The sequence below is a fragment of the Thalassospira lucentensis MCCC 1A00383 = DSM 14000 genome, from assembly GCF_000421265.1.
Classification (GTDB): Bacteria; Pseudomonadota; Alphaproteobacteria; order Rhodospirillales; family Thalassospiraceae; genus Thalassospira; species Thalassospira lucentensis.
This window is the reverse complement of sequence record NZ_ATWN01000004.1, coordinates 325,014-344,974: the sequence shown is the minus strand read 5'-3', so window position 1 is coordinate 344,974 and position 19,961 is coordinate 325,014. Positions and strand designations below refer to the sequence as shown.

At 54.2% G+C, this 19,961-nt stretch carries 17 protein-coding genes; 6 read left to right on the top strand and 11 right to left on the bottom strand.

What is annotated here, in order from left to right; genetic code table 11:
• Positions 1-131: 131 nt before the first annotated feature.
• From K355_RS0110740 to kdgD, 5 genes are all read right to left on the bottom strand, one after another.
• Positions 132-926 (bottom strand): NAD-dependent epimerase/dehydratase family protein, encoded by a 795-nt coding sequence (locus tag K355_RS0110740; RefSeq protein WP_022732145.1) that lies wholly within the window; start codon positions 924-926, stop codon positions 132-134.
• 34 nt (positions 927-960) lie between these two features.
• Positions 961-2,250 (bottom strand): TRAP transporter large permease, encoded by a 1,290-nt coding sequence (locus K355_RS0110735; RefSeq protein ID WP_022732144.1) that lies wholly within the window; start codon positions 2,248-2,250, stop codon positions 961-963.
• Positions 2,251-2,796, bottom strand: a complete 546-nt coding sequence (locus K355_RS23805) for a TRAP transporter small permease (protein WP_033368782.1) — start codon at positions 2,794-2,796, stop codon at positions 2,251-2,253.
• A 100-nt stretch (positions 2,797-2,896) separates the two neighbouring features.
• On the bottom strand, positions 2,897-3,889 hold the full coding sequence (locus tag K355_RS0110725; protein ID WP_022732142.1) for a TRAP transporter substrate-binding protein: 993 nt from the start codon (positions 3,887-3,889) through the stop codon (positions 2,897-2,899).
• A gap of 255 nt (positions 3,890-4,144) precedes the next feature.
• Positions 4,145-5,071: a 5-dehydro-4-deoxyglucarate dehydratase gene (gene kdgD / locus K355_RS0110720; RefSeq protein WP_022732141.1), complete on the bottom strand. Its 927-nt coding sequence runs from the start codon at positions 5,069-5,071 to the stop codon at positions 4,145-4,147.
• A 292-nt stretch (positions 5,072-5,363) separates the two neighbouring features.
• Here kdgD and K355_RS0110715 point away from each other — a divergent pair, with 292 nt between their 5' ends.
• The gene (locus tag K355_RS0110715) at positions 5,364-6,128 is read left to right on the top strand and encodes a 2-keto-4-pentenoate hydratase (protein ID WP_022732140.1); all 765 of its coding nucleotides are present in this window, start codon (positions 5,364-5,366) and stop codon (positions 6,126-6,128) included.
• A gap of 98 nt (positions 6,129-6,226) precedes the next feature.
• On the opposite strand, the gene K355_RS0110710 is transcribed toward K355_RS0110715, so the two are convergent.
• The 3 genes from K355_RS0110710 to K355_RS0110700 form a co-directional block, all read right to left on the bottom strand.
• The gene (locus tag K355_RS0110710) at positions 6,227-7,126 is read right to left on the bottom strand and encodes an SMP-30/gluconolactonase/LRE family protein (protein ID WP_022732139.1); all 900 of its coding nucleotides are present in this window, start codon (positions 7,124-7,126) and stop codon (positions 6,227-6,229) included.
• Between the two features lie 250 nt (positions 7,127-7,376).
• Positions 7,377-8,093 carry a FadR/GntR family transcriptional regulator gene (locus K355_RS0110705; RefSeq protein WP_022732138.1) on the bottom strand — a complete coding sequence of 239 codons (717 nt, stop codon included), beginning with the start codon at positions 8,091-8,093 and terminating at the stop codon, positions 7,377-7,379.
• A gap of 95 nt (positions 8,094-8,188) precedes the next feature.
• Positions 8,189-9,175, bottom strand: coding sequence for an aldose 1-epimerase (locus K355_RS0110700; protein WP_022732137.1), 987 nt, complete (start codon positions 9,173-9,175; stop codon positions 8,189-8,191).
• 162 nt (positions 9,176-9,337) lie between these two features.
• Between K355_RS0110700 and K355_RS0110695 the strand changes: the two genes are divergently transcribed.
• Positions 9,338-10,069, top strand: coding sequence for a FadR/GntR family transcriptional regulator (locus K355_RS0110695; protein WP_022732136.1), 732 nt, complete (start codon positions 9,338-9,340; stop codon positions 10,067-10,069).
• Between the two features lie 57 nt (positions 10,070-10,126).
• On the opposite strand, the gene K355_RS0110690 is transcribed toward K355_RS0110695, so the two are convergent.
• Positions 10,127-10,906 (bottom strand): HAD family hydrolase, encoded by a 780-nt coding sequence (locus K355_RS0110690; RefSeq protein WP_022732135.1) that lies wholly within the window; start codon positions 10,904-10,906, stop codon positions 10,127-10,129.
• 193 nt (positions 10,907-11,099) lie between these two features.
• On the opposite strand from K355_RS0110690, the gene K355_RS0110685 reads away from it, so the two are divergent.
• Positions 11,100-12,698, top strand: a complete 1,599-nt coding sequence (locus K355_RS0110685; protein ID WP_022732134.1) for an FGGY-family carbohydrate kinase — start codon at positions 11,100-11,102, stop codon at positions 12,696-12,698.
• Positions 12,699-12,930: 232 nt separating this feature from the next.
• Here K355_RS0110685 and K355_RS0110680 read toward each other — a convergent pair whose 3' ends face one another.
• Both K355_RS0110680 and K355_RS0110675 read right to left on the bottom strand, forming a co-directional pair.
• On the bottom strand, positions 12,931-16,077 hold the full coding sequence (locus tag K355_RS0110680; protein WP_022732133.1) for an efflux RND transporter permease subunit: 3,147 nt from the start codon (positions 16,075-16,077) through the stop codon (positions 12,931-12,933).
• A gap of 11 nt (positions 16,078-16,088) precedes the next feature.
• Positions 16,089-17,243, bottom strand: a complete 1,155-nt coding sequence (locus K355_RS0110675; protein ID WP_245562937.1) for an efflux RND transporter periplasmic adaptor subunit — start codon at positions 17,241-17,243, stop codon at positions 16,089-16,091.
• Positions 17,244-17,425: 182 nt separating this feature from the next.
• Between K355_RS0110675 and K355_RS0110670 the strand changes: the two genes are divergently transcribed.
• From K355_RS0110670 to K355_RS0110660, 3 genes are all read left to right on the top strand, one after another.
• Positions 17,426-18,094, top strand: coding sequence for a TetR/AcrR family transcriptional regulator (locus K355_RS0110670; RefSeq protein WP_022732131.1), 669 nt, complete (start codon positions 17,426-17,428; stop codon positions 18,092-18,094).
• A gap of 213 nt (positions 18,095-18,307) precedes the next feature.
• Complete coding sequence (locus K355_RS0110665; RefSeq protein ID WP_022732130.1) at positions 18,308-19,471, top strand: hypothetical protein; 1,164 nt, start codon at positions 18,308-18,310, stop codon at positions 19,469-19,471.
• A gap of 13 nt (positions 19,472-19,484) precedes the next feature.
• The gene (locus tag K355_RS0110660) at positions 19,485-19,856 is read left to right on the top strand and encodes a VOC family protein (protein ID WP_022732129.1); all 372 of its coding nucleotides are present in this window, start codon (positions 19,485-19,487) and stop codon (positions 19,854-19,856) included.
• Positions 19,857-19,961: the final 105 nt, after the last annotated feature.

The following is a 19,961-nucleotide window of genomic DNA, read 5'->3' as shown; positions in this document are numbered from 1 at the left end:
ATAACGGTTATCATTTTCAATTTTGGTTATAGCCGATGAGAAACAATCGTCAATCCCAAAGATGAAAGGCCCGCATGTGCGGGCCTTTCAGGCATCTTACCAAATCAGATGATTGGACTTTTTTTCTCAACTCAGTCCTCGAAGTGACCTGTCGAAGCAAAAGGTCCACCTTGATAAATCACCGCCGGGTCATGGCGGTATTCGGCCTCAGAGGCGGCTTCAATTTCCGCGCGGAATTGCTCAGAGCTGTCTTGGGGGTTCCATCCCAAAAATGCGGCGTGGTCGTTGCTCCACCATTTGGATGCGTTGTTTGAAACACCATACATCACCAGATGGCCGGTCATCGGTGCATCAAATACCGCCTTTATCAGCGACATAAAGTCACGCGGGCTCATCCAGGTTGACAGCATCCGGCGATTACGCGGCTTGTCAAAGCACGACCCGATACGAAGCGACACGGTTTCAACATCGAACTTGTCGTTATAGTAACTCGCCAGTGCCTCGCCATAGCATTTGGTCACGCCATACAGGCTATCGGGGCGCTGTTCGGAGGCCTCATCGAGTTTGGTGGTACGCTTGTGAAAGCCAATGGCATGGTTTGAACTGGCAAACAGGATGCGAGGCTTGCCATTCTTGCGCGCCCCTTCATAGAGGTTATAGGTACCGAGCAAATTGGCCTGAAGCAGGTCATCAAACGCGGCCTCGATTGAAATGCCGCCCAGATGAACGATGCCGTCGACATCCTTGGTCAGTTCATGCACGGCGGCACGGTCGGCAAGGTCACACTGAACGACTTCCTCGTTCGGGCCAGCCGGGTCCATCGGGGCAAGGTCCGACAGGCGAAGGACATCGGCATAGCCTTTAAGCCCTTCGCGGCAGATTTTACCAAGGTTGCCGGCGGCACCGGTAATCAGCAAACGTTTCATCGTATTCCTCTTTGATATGCGTCTTGATCCGCGATCAATTGCTGCCAAACACAAGGTTGGGCAAGGTCATTGAAATCGCTGGAACATAGGTTGTCAGGATCAGCGCCGTCAGGATCGCCAGATAAAATGGCCAGATCGAGCGCACCGCGTGTTCGATTTTCACCCCGCCAATGGCACAGCCAACAAACAGGCACGATCCCACAGGCGGGGTGCACAGGCCAAGGCCCAAGTTCATCATCAGCACCATGCCAAACTGAATCGGGTCCATGCCAAACTGCATCGCAAGTGGCAGGAAGATCGGCGTACAGATCAGGATCAGGGCTGCCATATCCATGATCATGCCCGCCACCAGCAACATGACATTGATCATCAACAGGACCATGATCGGATTGTCCGTGATCGCCGTGATGGCATAGGCCAACTCATCAGGAACACGGTAAAATGCCAGCATATAGCCATAGGCCGAGGCACAGCCGACCAGCAACATCACAAGCGATGTTGTCTTGGCCGATTGTTTGACTGCGGCAATAAACCCGTCCCAACTCAGCTCACGGTAGACAAAGCCGGTGATAATCAGTGCATAGGCAACCCCGATGGCCCCCGATTCCGTCACGGTGAACACACCGCTTAAGACACCCCCGACAATGATCACGGCGGTAAAGAAGCCCGGAATGGCACGCACCGCTGTGCGCCAAACCACCGACCAGCCGGGGAATGGTTGTGACGGATAACCATGCTTGATCGCGACAAGCCACGTCGCCAAGCCCAGCAACACACACATGATAATGCCCGGTACCACGCCGGCCATGAACAGCTTGGAAATTGAAATGCCGCCACCAGCGGCCACCGCATAAAGGATCATATTGTGGCTGGGCGGGATCATGATCCCCGCGATGGAGGATGTGACCGTCACGTTGACCGCGTAATCAGCCCGGTAGCCTTCCTTTTTCATCACCGGAATAAGGATCGACCCAAGCGCGGAGGTATCGGCAACGGCTGATCCGGAAATACCGCCAAACAGCATGGATGAAAACACGTTCACAATGCCAAGCCCGCCCCGGCGGCTGCCGACCAATGCTGTGGCAAACTGCACCAGCCGGTTGGCAATCCCACCGTGAAGCATCAGCTCCCCGGCAAAGATAAAGAACGGGATCGCCAAAAGCGAAAAGGCACTGATCCCCGACCCGATCCGCTGAAAAGCGATCAGGGCCGGAAGCCCTTCAAAGAAAAACGCCCCAAGGGCGGCGATGCCAAGTGCGATGGCAACGGGCATGCCAATGATAATACCAATGGCAAACAGGCCCAGAAGAATGGTCATGCCCATTTATTCAACGTCCTTATTGAGCAAATCGTCGTGGTAATATTCGGCGTGGGAAATGGCTTTCCAACGGGTGATGATTTTGAAGATATGGACCACACTGTAAAAGGCGATCCCCGCCCCGCAAACCGCCATGGGAATAGAACGCCAGCCATCGGAAATATGAATGATCGGCATTTTCTTGGACCAGTTAAAGGCCACCAGATCGATCCCGCCCATCAACATCCAGTAGCCAAACCACGCCATCGCGGCATAGCTGACGGCTGCGACAATGGCGGCAGCTTTTGACGGCAAGGAATCGCGAAAGAACGATACCGACAGGTGGCTGTTGTCACGCATGCCTGCGGCGGCCACCGGAAAAGTGATTAGAACAATCAGAATAAGCGATATCTGTTCGACCCAGGTCGGCGTCTCATTCAGAACGTAGCGCCCAAAAACAAGCCAGGCAAAACTTGGGATCAACGCAACAAGCGCCAAACCGCCGATCAGGTTTAAAACCCCGGCGATGCCACCGCCCAGACGGTCCATTAAATTGGTAAAACTGGAAAACATATATGCGCCGCCAGAATGTGATTGAAAGCCCAAGGTCAGGCCCAAAGAATAACAAAGAAGGGCGGCGATATTATCGCCGCCCCGCTTTTAAACATATGGTTTATTTCTGCGCATCCTGGATGGCTTTGACCAGATCGGCTAGATCCGGATTTGCTTTGGCAAAGTCGTCATAGACAGGCTGCATTGCATCCTGGAAAGCCGCTTTGTCAGCGATTTCGTTGACTTCGATACCGGCATCAATGACTTTCTGCTTGGACTGTTCAGCACGTTCTGCCCAGGCAGCACGCTGTACCGTTACCGATGCATCAGCTGCTTCTTGAACGATTTTCTTTTCATCGTCTGACAGGCTGTCATAAAGCGCCTTATTGATGCACAGGCATTCCGGCAGGATCAGGTGCTGGGTGACCGAGTAGAATTTCGCAGCTTCGAAATGGCCCGAGCTGTCATAGGACGGATAGTTATTTTCCGCACCATCAATCACACCGGTTTTCAGCGACTGGTAAACTTCGCCGTATGCCATCGGGGTTGCGTTACCGCCAAGGGCTGCGACCATCTGAACATACAGATCGTTGCTCATCACGCGGAATTTAAGGCCCTTAAGGTCTTCTGGCGTGTTGATCGGGTGCTTGGTGTTATAGAACGAACGCGCACCGGAATCATACCAGCCAAGCGGCTGCAAGCCAGCTTCGATCAGGCCATCGGCAATCTGCTGACCAGCCGGACCGTCCATGACTTTGTGCATGGCATCGACGTTTTTAAAGATGAAAGGCAGCGAAACAACGTTTGCTTCGGGAGCCACTTCACCGAGCGGGCCGAGATTGAATACAGCCCAGTCCAGACCACCAAGACGCACCTGCTGGATCGCATCAGGCTGATTGCCAAGAACGCCGCCATGGTAAACCTTGGCTTCAAGGTCGCCACCGGACTTCTCGTTGATGATCTTGGCAAATTCTTCCATGCCGGTCGAAACCGGATATTCTGGCGGATGAATGTTCCAGCCGCGCCATTCTTTGGCCTGCGCACCGGATGCAAGCGCAACCGACACCGCTGCTGCGGCAATCGTAAGGGTCGTGGTTTTCAAAAAGGTGTTCATTGGAGTCCTCCCGTGACTTTTTGTCGTGGTACGTTAAAGCCTTGTTTTCCCTAAAAGGAACTTTTTGTTGTTAGCGAACCTTACAATTTGTCACTTGTAACGACAAGTCCAAGGTTAATTAACAACTAGTCTAATAGTCCCGCCGTCGCTTGCTGCGCACCGATTGTTATTGTGGTGTCGCAAATGCCACCCCGACAGAACCACCTGCCGGGATAACAGGAAGGGTCCGTTAAACCAACGGACCCGCCTTCTGGTCTAGGCCGCGCGCAAAACCCCATCGCCGAACGCCTTGCGGATGACCTCTGCCAGCATGTCGTGTTCTTCGGCGCTCAGATCCGTTAATGGACTGCGCACCGGACCGGTATCGCGTCCGATGACGCGCATGCCCGCCTTGACGATTGAAACGGCATAGCCCCGTCCACGGTTGCGGATATCAAGATACGGATAGAAGAAATCCATCGTGATCCGGTCCATTGTGGCATGATCGTCGCGCGTCAATGCGTCATAGAATTCCAGCGCCTGTTGCGGCAGGAAATTGAAAATTGCCGATGAATAGGTCGTCATGCCCGCGGCCTTATAAGCCTTGGCAAAGACTTCTGCGGTCGGCATCCCACCGATATAAGACAGGCGATCGCCCATCGTGGTGCAAACCTTGGTGACCATTTCGATATTGCCGTGACCGTCCTTGAACCCGACAAGGTTCGGACAGACATCGCACAACTTCGAAAGCGTCTCAGCCGAAAGGATCGAATTATCGCGGTTATAGACAATCACCCCGATATCGACCGCATCACAGACCGCCTTGACCCGTTCATACATGCCGGTCTGTTCGGCTCCGATCAGATATTGCGGCAACAACAGCAATCCGTCCGCACCGGCCTTTTCACATGCCTGTGCCAGTTCAACCGCCATCGCCGTGCCATAACCGCACCCGGCAATGATCGGTGTATCGCCGGCAACTTCCTTGGCCGCACGGACAGTTTCAACAACCTCGGCCGGGGTCAGGGAAAAGAATTCCCCGGTGCCGCCTGCGGCAAACAATGCCGTTGCCGGGAATTGCGACAACCAGCCGACATGCTCGCGATAGGTCGCAAGATCAAGCGCGCCCTGCGCGTCAAAAGGCGTTACCGGAAAGGATAATAACCCGGCGCCAATCGCCTTTTTCATCTCAAGATAATGCATCAACGGTCCTTCAATTCTTTAATACGGCGTAATATCTATGACGAATCTATAAATTCATCATATTACTTTGTCAAACATATTACCAAGATATCTATTCCAACGCAGAATACCTTGAAATTTGCGGTATTTTCAGCGGGTTCAGGACCATTCGACTTTGGTATGATGACTGGAATTTTACCATCAATCGCACGAATCGACAAAATTGGTATGATGACTTTGAGGCCAATTCCCTTTAAGCTCCGTCACCCCGCAACGCCCTGAAGAAACAGCGAAAACAGCGAGAACAACTGGAATGACCAACATCACCGAGGCAAGCCGCATCCTTGCCACCGCCTTTACCGCGCACCAACTGATTGATCCGTTGCCAGCCGACCTTGCCCCCGACAGTTTTTACGCGGCCTATGACATTCAGAATGAAACCCTGAAACAGACCGGCGCCAAACAGGCTGGCTGGAAAATTGCCGTCGCCACCCGCGCGGCACAGGAAAAAATCGGAAGTGACGGCCCGCTGATTGGTCCGCTGCTCGATGGGCGCATCCTTGGCGACGGTGCACATCTGACCACCAACGACCTGCATTTTCCCAACATCGAAGCGGAAATTGCCGTGATCATGGCAAGTAGCCCCGCAGCAGGCACCACGCCCGACAGCATCCTCGATCAAATCAAAAGCGTGCATCTGGCGATTGAGATCGCCGACCGGCGCTTTCATGAAAAACAAAACCCAACGCAAACTCTGGCTGATTTGAACTCAACCGGCTATTTCGTGCTGGGTGCGGAAATTGAAAACTGGCGCGATATGCACTTTATCGGCGGCACCGTCACCACCAAAAGCAACGGCGAAATCCTTGCGACCAACAGCGATCCCGCTGCCTGGCCGGAAATATTTAATGGCTTGGCATATCTTGTGAACTTCCTTGCCAAACGCGACAAAGTGCTGAAACCCGGCGACGTCATCACGACCGGCGCCTGCGCCACTCCAACCATCAGCCCGCATGGCAAAATCGAAGCCATCTTTGACGGGTTGGGAACGGTCACAGCCGAGATTGCAAAAGTCTGATTATTGCAGAACCACACACAGAACCGACAAAGGCCATGCAGCATTGCCTGCATGGCCTTTTGATTTTGATACCTTCGCACGTAGTGCGCGCTGGCGTTTTAGCCTGCCTCAACAAAGCGATGCACCGGCACACCCGGCACATCAACACGCAATGTCACGATCTTGCCCGCATCAGGGAACTCGGCGCGCTTTTCCGCACTGTAATTTTCCTGATGGCTGGTGACATAGAGCGTTTTCATATCCGGCCCGCCAAAGCACGGCATGGTCGGGTTGGGCATCGGCATCGCGATTGACAGCAGCAATGTGCCATCCGGCGCAAACCGGTTCAGGTTACCGGCCGACACACCCGCCGACCAATAGCAACCTTCCATATCAACAGCACCACCGTCCGGGCGACCAAGCGTATCGTCAAGATCAAGATACCGCTCACAGTTGCCAATCGCGCCGGTCTTGGCATCAAAGTCCCAGCGATTGACCCATGGACCACGGGAGTCCGAATGGTACATTTTTGCGCCATCCGGCGACCAAGCCAACCCGTTGGAAATCTTGAAACCTGTGATTTTCTCGTCAACGGCGCCATCGGCGGTGATGCGATAGAGCGATGCAATCGCCTGCTTGTCAGCATTGTCATCCATCGTCCCAACCCAGAACGCCCCGTCCGGGCCGATCTTGCCATCGTTGGTGCGGCTGTGAATGCCGTCTTCGATCCGCGCCAGTGGCATGCGCACATCCGTCTGCGGATCAAGGAAAATGATATCCTTGCGCAGTGCGACGATGATGCGGCCCTGATCGGTCAGACCAAAACAGCCCAGTTCACTTTCGAATTTCCATGTTTTGCGCGCACCAGTTTCGACATCAAGCGTATGAAGCGCACCATTAAGGATATCGGCCCAATACAACCGGTTGTTCGCAGCGTCCCAGTTCGGGCATTCGCCCAGTGTAAATGTCTCATCAAGCAGAATGCGCGGCTCGTTGAGCCCGCCAGTTACACCTGACATCTGTTCCCTCCCCGGAAATTCATCATATCACATTGACGCCATCCGGTTTGCCGGGGCACCCCGAACTTGTCAACAAAATTAGCAATTTTTATTTACAGGAAAGCTGACAAGTCTGGCTGTAAAGACATCTATCTGACACAGGAAAAACAGACGCCATTTTGCCGTCGCGCACGGCACTGTTGATGCCCGGGAACAGTATATAATATCTGATTTTTGAGATAATGAACCGACGTGTGCAGCGAAATGTCGCCTAAATATCGCGGGCGTGATCGGTGACGCGCTGGCGGGCCTGATGCAAATGATAGCGCATCAAAAGCTCGGCACTATCGCCATCCCCACCGACAATCGCATCATAAATCTGGCGATGTTCATTGAGCACTTTTTGCGCACGTTCTTTCGATCCACCGCGCGTGATGTTTAACGCCACCATCATGCTTTTGCTCATGACGTCATGCAGGGATGTGAGGATGGTGACAAAGATTTCATTGCCGCTGGCGCGTGCAATCGTCATGTGAAAATCCAGATCGGCCTTATCGGCGATATCGCCCGCAGCAATGCCATCTTCAAGCATTTTCAAGGCGTTCTGAATGTCACGATGATGGCGCAGGCTGGCACGGTTGGCCGCCATGCGCGCCGTGGCACCTTCAATCGCAATGCGGGCTTCAAAACAGCGCAACAACCCTGCAACATCACTGACGCCACCAAAGTCGATCAACCCTTGCGGGGGGCGGCGTTTGACAAAGGACCCAACCCCTTGGCGGGCATACACCAACCCGTCCGACTGGAGCTTGCGCAAGGCTTCGCGCACAACCGGGCGCGACACGCCAAAGGATGCGCAAATCTCGTTCTCGGACGGAAGCTTGGTCCCCTCGCCCAGATTGCCAGAGACGATCTGTTCCAAGATCTGACCATAAAGCTGGTCTGCAAGTTTTTCACGCTTTTGAAGTTTGAGTTGCAAACCGTTCATCCCCCGAACCACCCCTATTGAACTTGTTATCTTGTCATTTTCACTTGTAAGTTTTATCGGCAAATGACAGGCGGGTAAAGGGCCGTTCGCACCGATCAATCCACCAGTGAATAATCACGGTTTGGCGCAACACCGATATCATCGTCATCAACAAGACCACTGTCGGGACGTTCAATCAGGCTTGGGGTCAGCGTCATGGTACCAATCAATGTTTCATTTTTATCAAGAACCATCACATCGCCAAGTTCCTTGAATTCCGGATGATTATGGACATTGGGCACATGTGATACCGGCTCGACACAGAATGTCTTGCCGTCTTCGGGGATATAAAATTGCAGGTTAGATAAACTGTCACTGGCCGACAGATGCAAACGATACCCCGCATTATCCCACATCATTTCGGCCACGCCCTCCCAGCCGGAATAATGCACATCCAGCCCCATATGATGGCGGATCATTTTACCGTCGGAGAAATCCCGACCAAGATCGATCACGGTGCGTGTGGTCGGTAACATGTCGTCGTCAGTGGAAAAACAATCAGCCGCGACAAATGCGACCGATGCGTCCTCGCCGCCCGGGAACCAAGGGTGCAATCCGATGCCATAGGGCATGGGCGTTCGGCCAAGATGACGCACACCGATTTCAATCGTCACATCGTCCTGCGTGACTTTGAACTCCTGCCAGGCAACATAGACAAACCCACTGTTGGGATCGTCATGCTTGTGATTGAGCCGCAAGGTATCGACGGTCGGGCGTTCGATTTTCCACTCTGATCCACGGCCAAACCCATGAATGGCATGCGGGCTGGGCGGACGGTTGGCCGGAACATTGACAATCCGGCCATCAAATTCAAACTGCGAAAATGCCAGCCGATTGGCAAATGGCACCATCGGGAAACAGCCCAAAGACGACGGGTTGCCAGACTTAAGGGCTTGTTCTGTCACCGGACGCAAAAGATTGATCGTGCCATTCCCGTCAGGACGCACCCAGTCAATCCGCGATATCGCACCGCCATTGGGAACGATCCCGATCTGAAAAGGTCCACTGTTCCAACGATATTCCGGCGCGTCCTTTTTGGACATGGCAGATGCCTTTATTCTGTTTAAAATCATATGATGACTTTACATCACCGATGACGTTCGACTATTTGAAGATGGTAAAACAAATCGCGCCAAGCAAAGATTAACGTCAGACCGTCATTTTACATCCGGTTGTCTTTACACCGGATTTACCGGACACGCAAAATGAACAAGACCCGTGCGTCAAACACGCCCCGCAAAGTTTCGCTGACCGAAAAGGTCATTGCAAGCCTGCGCCATGAAATTGAAAGCGGTCAGCGCGAACCGGGCAGCAAATTGCCGACCGAACCGGTCCTGACCCAGACATTTGGCGTCAGCCGAACCGTTGTCCGCGAAGCCATCGCGGCGTTAAAGGCTGATGGATTGCTTGAACCGCGCCAAGGGGCCGGTGTGTTTGTCCTCTCTCCCGAACCGCGCGGTAATGATAAATCGATTTTTGCCGTCGACTACGCACAGGTATCTGACGTTCTCGAAGTCCTCGAACTGCGCATGGCGGTCGAGATTGAGGCTGCGGGCCTTGCCTGCACCCGAAGCTCGGTCGCACAGCAGGCGAAAATCTACGAAGCCATGCAAAAAATGGAAGATGCCGCCACCCGGGGCGAACCGACGGAACTGGCCGATTTTGAATTCCACCGTGCGATTGCCGCAGCCACCAACAATCGCCGCTATGCCGAGTTTCTTGAACATCTGGGCGACAAAACCATCCCGCGCGCGCAGCTGCGCCGTCGCCCGCCCGAAGTCGAAGATCAGAAAAACTATATGCAGATGATATTGGGGGAGCATCGTTGCATCTATGATGCCATTGCAACCCGTGATGATGACAGTGCGCGCAAAGCAATGCGCGCCCATCTTAGCCAAAGCCAAACCCGCTATCAGAAACTTCTGACCCAGCGATAAGGCGGCGCTCCCAAATCCACGTGATCGGGAATGGGGTATAAGCTTCAGATGGTGCGGCTAAGCTTCACCAAGGGCATTGGAAAGTTCCATCATATCCGACAGCACAATATCCGCCCCGGCGTCATAAAGCCGGTTGGCCGCCCCTGCCCGATCATCGGCATAATGGCCTCCGCCGACAAAGCCGATGCATTTCATGCCCGCAGCAACCGCTGCGGTCACACCAGCAACGGAATCTTCAACAACAATCGCCTGATTGGAGGCATACCCCATGTCATCGGCGGCATATAAAAACAGGTCCGGTGCCGGTTTGCCGTTGGCAACAAAGTCGGCACTGTAAATCCGCCCGTCAAACCACGGACCAAGTCCGGTGACATCCATGGTTTTGCCCAGCCGTTCGATGGAACTGCTTGATGAAATGCAAAACCCAAGCTGGCGTTTCTTTAACGCCGCCAGAACGCTATCAATCCCGTCGATTTTAACAAGTTCATGATCATAGCGGGCAAACAGCAGGTCATAATAAAACGGTTTGAACTGATCGCGAATGTCCTTACCGGTTTCATCGCGAATATGATCAATCGGGGCTGAACTTGACCGCCCGGTAAAGCGGGCGGCGACTTCCGCCAATGTCAATGGCGCGCCAAAATGGGCGAGCACATCGACAAGTGTCGCAAGCGAGATCGGCTCGCTGTTGACAAGAACGCCGTCGCAATCAAACAGAACGGCATCACAATCGGCAAACAGCTTTCGGATCGCCGCCCCCGAAGGAGCAGATCCATTTACGTGATCGTTTACAGTCTCGTTTCCAGTACCGTTTCCAGTCTCATTTTCTGGGGCCATGTTAAACCTGGCTTGTTACATTTATATGATAGCCATGAGCCTATCGAATGATCCGATTGACCGTCAACAAAAATGAACATTTGACCATTAACTGAACTTTTGATCAAATCAGCCACCAAATGCCAAACCAAAAGAATAACCGGCGGCCGTCAAAACGGCTACCAGCCGGGAAAAGCGGAGGAAAAAGACCCACATGAGCCACAACGAAACCCGTTTTATTGGTGTGGATGTTGGCACCGGAAGTGCGCGCGCAGGTGTCTTTGATGCCAATGGAAAGCTGCTTGGAAGTGCGGCTCACCCGATTGCCATGAACCGTCCAAAGCCCGATTTTGTCGAACAGGATTCGGAAAATATCTGGCAGTCGGTCTGCCAGTCGGTTCGTGATGCCATGGCCCAATCGGCCTCCTCCGCCGACCAGATTGCCGCCATCGGGTTTGATGCGACCTGTTCACTGGTCGTCCGCGATCAGGACAACCGCCCGCTTGGCGTGACCCCGAATGGACCCGATAACTGGGATGTCATTGTCTGGATGGATCACCGTGCGGTGCGCGAGGCCGAGGAATGCACCGCCACCGGATCACGGGTCCTTGAATATATCGGTGGCACCATGTCCCCGGAGATGGAAGTGCCCAAACTGATGTGGCTTAAACGCCACCACCCCGATCACTGGAACAAGATGGGGGCGGCCTATGATCTGGCCGATTTCCTGTCATTTCGCGCAACCGGCAACACCGCGCGGTCATGTTGCACAGTAACGTGTAAATGGACCCACCTCGCCCATCAGGATGACCCATGGGATCGTGACTTTCTGTCGCAGATTGGCCTTGATGATTTCAACACTAAAACCGGGATCGATGCCAAGGCGCTTGCGGTTGGCGACCGGATCGGTACGCTGTCGCAGGAAGGCGCTGACGATCTTGGCCTGACGACAAATTGCGTGGTTGGAGCCGGATTGATTGATGCCCATGCCGGTGCGCTTGGTACGCTTGGTGAGTATCTTGATGGCAACCTTGATCAGCATTTTGCGATGATTGCCGGCACATCGACTTGCCACATGGCACTGTCATCCGAACCGCGCTTTATCAAAGGCGTCTGGGGTCCTTATTTCGGGGCGATTGCACCGGGGCTTTGGCTGAACGAAGGCGGGCAGTCGGCCACCGGTGCGTTGCTTGACCACATCGTGGCAATGCATCCGTTTTCCCGTGACATGGGCCGTGATGCCCATAAACTGGCCGGTGAAAAGCTGTTGCCGATGATGGGGCATCAAACCGATCTGGCGCCGCGTCTTCATGTTTTGCCTGATTTTCATGGCAACAGGTCACCGTTGGCCGACCCCGAAGCACTTGGCGTGATTTCCGGGCTGACACTTGATCAAAGTGAAGAAAGCTTCTTAAAGCTGTATTGGGCAACCGCCTGTGCGATTGCCTATGGCACACGCCACATCATCGATGCGCTAAATGACACCGGATATGACATTACCCACATCCATCTAAGCGGCGGGCATACGGCAAGTGCTGTTTTGGTCAAACTTTATGCCGATGTCACCGGATGCACGGTTGTGATGTCTGATTGTCAGGAACCTGTATTGCTGGGATCGGCCATGCTGGCGGCGGGTGCGCTTGATGATGCCGATGGCATCGACGGCCTTGCAAAGGCGGCGCGCAAAATGGCGGGCAAGGAAACATCCTACGCCCCCGACCCAACGGCCAAGGCCGATCATGACCGTCGATACGCCATTTTCCACATGATGCACGCCCAGCGTCAGGCACTTGACGAAATCAGTAAAAACTAAAGTAAATCCGGGGTATTAGGCCCCATGGGCTGCTCATTGATCCTCCGGCCTATCCAAAAGCTGCTTGACGGCTCTTTTGGATAGGGTCAAAACAAAAGGGCCGATGCGTTTGCATCGGCCCTTTCTTTCGCACGCGCAACGGCGGGGTCGGGGGATCATGCAGATTTAAATATCTGCACCGTCACGGCGCGATGCCTTTCAGGGCCGGTCTTAATAAGACCGGCCCTGAATTTTATTCAGCCGGATGTTCGTGGGCGGCTTTGACATCACCGCGTTTCGAACGGCTTTTGGCAAAGGTTCCGACAATCAGCACGAAGAACAACGGCACGAAGAAGATCGCAAGCAACGTCGCCGCAATCATCCCGCCCAGCACCCCGGTGCCAACTGCGACACGCGCAGCCGCACCAGCACCGGTACTGATCGCCAATGGCACAACACCAAGGGTGAAGGCCATCGAAGTCATGATGATCGGACGCAGACGCTGACGTGCGGCTTCGACCGTTGCCTCAAGAAGCCCCATGCCCTGATCGTAAAGTTCGCGGGCGAACTCGACAATCAGGATGGCGTTCTTGGCCGACAGACCAATCGTGGTCAGGATCGCAACCTGGAAATAAACGTCATCTGGCAACCCACGCAGCAAGGCTGCGATCACGGCACCAAGGACGCCCAAAGGCACGACCATCATCACGGAAATCGGGATTGCCCAACTTTCATACAAAGCAGCCAAACACAGGAAGACGACAATCATCGACAGCGCATACAATGCCGGTCCCTGCTCGCCTGCTTCGCGTTCCTCATACGACAGTCCCTGCCACTCAAGGCCGATACCACCCGGAAGCTTGGCAACCATTTCTTCCATCGCCAGCATCGCATCACCCGATGCCACACCCGGAGGTGCCGATCCCTGAATGTTCAGCGACGACAAGCCGTTAAAGCGTTCAAGACGGGGTGAGCCATAATCCCACTGGGTCGATGAGAATGCCGAGATCGGCACCATTTCGCCCAAGCCGTTGCGGACGTACCAGAAATCAAGGTCTTCCGGCATCATGCGGTATTTCGCGTCTGCCTGCATATAGACCTTTTTGATCCGGCCATTTTCGATGAAGTCATTGACGTAGCTCGACCCCCACGCTGCTGCCAGCGTACGGTTTACATCGGCCAGATCAACGTTAAGCGCACTTGCCTTTTCCTGATCAATATTGATCTTGAACTCCGGCATGTCATTCAGGCCGTTCGGACGAACACCCACAACGCGCGGATCCTGTGCTGCCATCCCCAGAAGCTGGTTTCTGGCCGCCATCAGGGCGTCATGGCCAATACCGCCACGATCAACAAGCTGCAAGTCAAAGCCGTTTGCCGTGCCAAGTTCAACAATGGCTGGCGGCGCAAAGGCAAACACCATTGCTTCACGGATTTGGGCAAACGCACCATAGGCACGGCCAATCACCGCACTAACAGCCTGATCAGGACGCGTACGTTCCGACCAGTCCTTCATATTGACAAAGGCGATACCGGCGTTCTGGCCACTCCCGGCGAACGAGAAGCCTGCAACGGTGAAGACACCGTTGACGTTTTCCTTCTCGCCTTCCATGAAGTGGGTTTCGAGCTTTTTGAGCACGCCAACCGTACGTTCCTGCGAGGCACCAGCGGGAAGCTGAACCATCGAGAACATGATGCCCTGATCTTCTTCAGGAAGGAACGATCCGGGCAGGCGCATGAACAACGCCGCCAGACCACCAACCAGAATGACATAGACAAACAGATAGCGCCATTTGCGGTGCACGACATGGTCTACACTGCCCTGATAGAACCGGTTGGTCTTATCAAAGCCACGGTTAAACCAGCCAAACGGACCTTTCTTTGCGCTCGGGTCCGCGTGCGATGGTTTAAGCATGGTCGCACAAAGTGCCGGTGTCAGAACAATTGCCACCACAACCGACAGTGCCATAGCCGACACAATCGTGATGGAGAATTGGCGATAAATCGCCCCCGTAGACCCGGCAAAGAATGCCATCGGCACAAACACTGCCGACAGAACCAGCGCGATACCAATCAACGCACCGGTAATCTGGCTCATGGATTTCCGCGTTGCTTCGCGCGGCGGAAGCCCGTCTTCGTGCATCACACGTTCGACGTTTTCGACCACAACAATCGCGTCATCGACCAGAAGACCAATGGCCAGAACCATGGCAAACATGGTCAGCGTGTTGATCGAATAGCCAAAGGCAGCAAGAATACCGAACGTACCCAGCAAAACCACCGGCACCGCAATCGTCGGTATCAGGGTTGCCCGCCAGTTTTGCAAGAACAGGAACATCACCAGGAAGACGAGAACAATCGCCTCAAACAGGGTGTGAACCACCTCCTCGATCGATACTTCGACGAACGGGGTGGTGTCGTACGGATAGACAACTTCGACACCCGCCGGGAAGAACGGTTTGAGTTCTGCCAAACGGGCTTTGACGGCCTCGGCGGTATCAAGGGCATTCGAACCGGTCGCAAGGTTGATCCCGATACCGGTTGCGGACTGCGCATTGTAGCGCGCAACAACCTCATAGCTTTCGCCACCGATTTCAATGCGGGCCACGTCGCCAAGACGCACCTGCGATCCATCGGTGTTGACCTTCAGCAGGATGTTGGCGAATTCATCAACCGTTTGCAGTTTGCTTTGTGCGGTGATGGTCGCATTGATCTGCTGACCGGGGATCGACGGCGCACCACCAATCTGACCGGCGGTGACTTCGGTGTTTTGCGACTGGATTGCCGAACTGACGTCCGAAACCGTCATGTTATAGGAAATCATCTTGTTCGGATCGAGCCAGACGCGCATAGCATGCTGTGCGCCAAACACCTGAACCGAGCCAACACCGTTCACACGGGCTAGCGGATCTTCGACCGTGGAGACCACAAAGTCAGACAGATCTTCTGCCGACATCGACCCGTCGCCAGATACAAAGCCAACAACCATCAGGAACGATCCCGATGATTTGGTGACCGTGACACCCTGCTGCTGCACTTCGCTTGGCAGCGAAGACATCGCCCCTTGCAGTTTGTTCTGCACCTGAACCTGTGCGATATCGGGGTCTGCTTCGGGTTCAAACGTCAGTGAAATAGACGCCTGACCGTTGGCCGATGAGTTCGAAGACATATAGCGCAGATAATCGATGCCGTTCATCTGCTGTTCGATCACCTGTGTGACCGTGTTTTCGACTGTCTCGGCGGACGCACCCGGATAGCTTGCCGAAATCTCGACAGATGGCGGTGCAATAGACGGGTACTGCTCGATGGGCAATTGCCACAACGAAAGCCCCCCCGCCAGCATAATCACCAGGGCGATAACCCAGGCGAAGACAGGGCGGTCAATAAAGAATTTTGCCATTGAATACGTCCCTATTCGGCGGCTTTGGCGGTGTCATCGGCGGCTTTTACCGATCCATCGTCGGCGGCAGTCTCGACCGGCTGCGGCGCGACAGCGGCACCCGGTCCAATGCGTTGGATACCGTCAACAATCAGTTGATCGCCATCTTCCAGACCAGCAGAAACCAGCCAGTTTTCACCCTGCGATTGTTCGATCTGAAGGTCCTTTGACACGACTTTTCCATCGACAGCGACATAAGAATATGCCGTGCCATCAGGACGGCGCATCACAGCTTTCTGCGGCACGAGGAAGGCCCCTTCAAGACGCCCCTGACGCACCTGACCACGAACAAACATGCCCGGCAGAAGTGTACCATCCGGGTTCGGAAACACTGCGCGCAACCGAACGGTGCCGGTGGTTTCATTCACCGTTACGTCAGAAAACTGCAAAGTTCCTTTTTGCGGATATTCCGCACCGGTCGCATCAATGATCAGTGACACTTCGATATTACCGGCATCGACACCCTTGATCCGGCCATTTTTGACAGCCTGCTTGATTTTAAGCAGACGGCCACCGGCCTGCGTCACATCGACATAAATCGGATCAAGCTGGGTAATCGTGGTCAGTTTGGCGGCCTGATTGGCGGTCACCAACGAGCCTTCGGAATAATCCGATGAACTGATCTGACCGGAAATCGGTGCGGTCACCGTCGTATATGCAAGATCAATCCGGGCCTGTTCAAGCTCTGCACGGGCGGATGCAACTGCGGCCTTGCCCTGTGCCTCGGCGGAAACCGCGTCATCATAGGTCTGGCGGCTGACCGCCTGGGATTTCACCAGCGGGTCATAGCGCGTACGGGTTTTAACAGCCTGATCAAGACTTGCACGCTGGCGCGAGAGTTCAGCCTGTGCGGCATCAACCCGGGCCAGATAAACATCCTGATCAATCATATAAAGTTGCTGGCCGGCTTCAACGATACCGCCTTCGGTAAAGTTGCGCTCCTTGATGATGCCATCAACCTGCGGACGGATGTCCGCCTTACGGAAAGCAACGGTACGGCCCGGCATTTCTTCGACCAGCCCGACGGTCTGCGCTTCAAGGGTTACGGTGCCAACCGGTGTTGCCTGCGGTTGCGCATTGGCCTGTTGCTGACCACCTTCATTTTGCTCGCTACAAGCAGCTACCATAAGGGTAAGCGCTGCGACGCTCGCAAATTTTAAACAAGTTCGCATGGACAAATTGCTGTTCCTTCTAAGTCCCGTCAGCAAAGCATACCACGCGCTTTGCCGTTGCATTTCAAAATACTGTACGGTACAGTACACATTGTGCACTGCACGATCAAGAGCCAATAACAAACGAATTGGAAACGATGAAAGAAACATCGGAAAAGCAAGAAAACCAGTCCTCTAGAAGGTCTGCACGCCGCCGTGCCATGATGGACGCGGCATGGGAACTCCTCCTTGAAAAAGGGTTCTCTGGTGTGACGCTTAATGACGTTATTTCCCGTTCTGGCGGTTCGCGCACCACTGTGTACGAAGCTTTTGGCGGAAAAGATGGCTTGCTCGCTGCCGTGATGGAAGAGCAATGCATGGAGTTTTCCGCAGAGCTTCATATTTCGCTTGAATCCGATCTCCCTCCCCGTGATGCCCTGACAGACTTCGGTAAAAAACTGGCCAAAAAGATACTAACCGAGGAAGCCATTCGCTTCACGCAGATTCTGTTTTCTGAAGGCCAACATTTTATACCTTTGGTTGAGAAGTTTATGAAAGTCGGCCCCGATAGCACGCGGGCACGCCTGTCCCGGTATCTGCGACGCCAACATGACCTTGGTCACATTGTGGTTGATGATCCGGTTCACGATGCCGAACTGTTCAATGCGATGATCATTGGCGATTGGCAAAAACAGATCCTCAAAATGATTGATCCCCCAACATATAGTAACGCCGAGATCGAAAAACGCGTTTTACGTGCGGTTGAGGTCTTCTTATGCGGCGCTGGCAGTGAAAATTACCGCAAAACAGCGGATGATAAAAACTGACCATCCCCTGCTGGTCAGCGACTTGATATCCCCGATCCTAAAGCCCCCCTCCTGACAGCATCCTGTCAGTTAGAATCTATTACGCAATATCTGCCCTATGATTACCAAAATTGAGGTAAACGTTAGGGCAACGCTTTTGGGCCGGTATGGATAAGTTTCATGCCACGCCAGCCCTGCAAACCCCGGTAACGGGCCCGCAACGGAGATATCTGCATGCGCATTCGTACGGCTTTTTCATTGATTGGCTTATGGGTACTTTCCCTGCCTGCCTTAACAGTGCAGGCACAGGCCATCACCACAGATAAAGCACGCGATGTCATGGATGCCATCCTGATGCAAAGCGGCATTTCAGCAACCCTGTCGGATGCCACGCTCACATCCGATGGCGCCGCAGCACTGACCTATGATGACATCTCGCTGGGCCTCAGCGGCTATTCCACTCCGCGCACGCTCCGCATGAATGGCGTCCATGTCACTGTCCGTGACACCGATCAGGCCGATCAGGTCGATCTCGACATCAAACTGCCCGAACGCGCAAAAATGAATGCCGAGGCAACTTCGGACCAACGCGATCTTACCATGCGCAATGCCGGTGGGTATCTTCGCTGGGACACGGTGAAAAATGCCCCGGTAACCTTTGACGGGTTTGCCGACTTTTTGATTGGTGATGAACCGGTCACACGCAAACACTGGCTGATGAACGGCCTTGTGCTGCAATGGTTGCCCCAACAAGCCCGTGTTTCCTGGCAAAGTGCCGAATGGACCGGGGCAAACCGGGAAAAGCGCGGCTCGTCCAAGGCCGCCAGCCTGATTGTCTATCCCGGCGACAACGGTGAAACCCACCTTGATTACGCCCATGATGGCCTATGGTTGCCCAGCCTTTTGCAGCCGCGCACCGTGCGCATCAAAAGCAGCAGCGAAGGCCTGCCCTGGACCGAGGCCAAGCCGATCATTGAAAAGGGCTTCCTTGATATGCTGACCGGCACCGCCCCGCGTATGGCCCGCAAGCAAATCGGCAATGCCCTTTGGCAAAAGGCCGCCGATAATGGTGCCCCGGTCAAAATCGATGAATTTTATATTGAATCACGCGGTCTTGAGGCGCTTGGCACCGGCGAGCTTCTGGCCCAACATGCCGCCCGATATGGCTTCACCGGCGAAATGGACTTCAACCTTCTGGGCAAGGACCTTTTGCAAAATTTGATTGGTACGCCGGAAAGCCCGACCCTTCTGGGCGCGCTTGTTCCATTTGCGGTCAATGGACTGGCATCGGGCGAACCGGGCCCCGGCGGCACGACGCAGTATGGCACGCGGCTTCTGGCCGATGGCCGCATTGTGGTGAATGGTGTTACGGTCTATCAGGCGCCAAATGGTGGTTAAGACAGAGCCCACCATGCCCCCGTTCTCACCCGGCCCATGCAACCGCATTGTGATCTATTGCAAGAATATTGATGCGATGGCGCAGTTCTATGCCGATCACTTTGGCTATCAGCCCTCCCAAAAAGACGGGGATCGAATTCTTGAGCTGATCGCACCTGATGGTGGCCTCATCCTGATGCTCCATCAGGCTGGTAAGGGACAGCGTAACGGCCAGTCGCTGATCAAGCTCGTATTTGACGTTCGCGACGTCGACCATACCCGTCAGAATTTGCTGGAACGCGGCATCAAGGTCGGACCACTCCATCAGGCGGACGGCTATTGCTTTGCCAACATGAAAGACCCGGCTGGCAATTCGGTTTCGATCTCAAGCCGGGCGTTTGCGTAACGTGTAAGCGCATTTGAATCATACATCTTGTTGACGCCCCCACCGGAACTTCGCATGATCCGCAGACGAGACTGGCCACCAAAAGTGCCGGTCCACGCAAATCAG

Excerpts from the sequence above, each read along its gene's own strand:
- K355_RS0110740 (WP_022732145.1), bottom strand. The coding sequence starts at position 926 with ATGAAACGTTTGCTGATTACCGGTGCCGCCGGCAACCTTGGTAAAATC.
- K355_RS0110735 (WP_022732144.1), bottom strand. The coding sequence starts at position 2,250 with ATGGGCATGACCATTCTTCTGGGCCTGTTTGCCATTGGTATTATCATT.
- K355_RS23805 (WP_033368782.1), bottom strand. The coding sequence starts at position 2,796 with ATGTTTTCCAGTTTTACCAATTTAATGGACCGTCTGGGCGGTGGCATC.
- K355_RS0110725 (WP_022732142.1), bottom strand. The coding sequence starts at position 3,889 with ATGAACACCTTTTTGAAAACCACGACCCTTACGATTGCCGCAGCAGCG.
- kdgD (WP_022732141.1), bottom strand. The coding sequence starts at position 5,071 with ATGCATTATCTTGAGATGAAAAAGGCGATTGGCGCCGGGTTATTATCC.
- K355_RS0110715 (WP_022732140.1), top strand. The coding sequence starts at position 5,364 with ATGACCAACATCACCGAGGCAAGCCGCATCCTTGCCACCGCCTTTACC.
- K355_RS0110710 (WP_022732139.1), bottom strand. The coding sequence starts at position 7,126 with ATGTCAGGTGTAACTGGCGGGCTCAACGAGCCGCGCATTCTGCTTGAT.
- K355_RS0110705 (WP_022732138.1), bottom strand. The coding sequence starts at position 8,093 with ATGAACGGTTTGCAACTCAAACTTCAAAAGCGTGAAAAACTTGCAGAC.
- K355_RS0110700 (WP_022732137.1), bottom strand. The coding sequence starts at position 9,175 with ATGTCCAAAAAGGACGCGCCGGAATATCGTTGGAACAGTGGACCTTTT.
- K355_RS0110695 (WP_022732136.1), top strand. The coding sequence starts at position 9,338 with ATGAACAAGACCCGTGCGTCAAACACGCCCCGCAAAGTTTCGCTGACC.
- K355_RS0110690 (WP_022732135.1), bottom strand. The coding sequence starts at position 10,906 with ATGGCCCCAGAAAATGAGACTGGAAACGGTACTGGAAACGAGACTGTA.
- K355_RS0110685 (WP_022732134.1), top strand. The coding sequence starts at position 11,100 with ATGAGCCACAACGAAACCCGTTTTATTGGTGTGGATGTTGGCACCGGA.
- K355_RS0110680 (WP_022732133.1), bottom strand. The coding sequence starts at position 16,077 with ATGGCAAAATTCTTTATTGACCGCCCTGTCTTCGCCTGGGTTATCGCC.
- K355_RS0110675 (WP_245562937.1), bottom strand. The coding sequence starts at position 17,243 with ATGGTAGCTGCTTGTAGCGAGCAAAATGAAGGTGGTCAGCAACAGGCC.
- K355_RS0110670 (WP_022732131.1), top strand. The coding sequence starts at position 17,426 with ATGAAAGAAACATCGGAAAAGCAAGAAAACCAGTCCTCTAGAAGGTCT.
- K355_RS0110665 (WP_022732130.1), top strand. The coding sequence starts at position 18,308 with ATGCGCATTCGTACGGCTTTTTCATTGATTGGCTTATGGGTACTTTCC.
- K355_RS0110660 (WP_022732129.1), top strand. The coding sequence starts at position 19,485 with ATGCCCCCGTTCTCACCCGGCCCATGCAACCGCATTGTGATCTATTGC.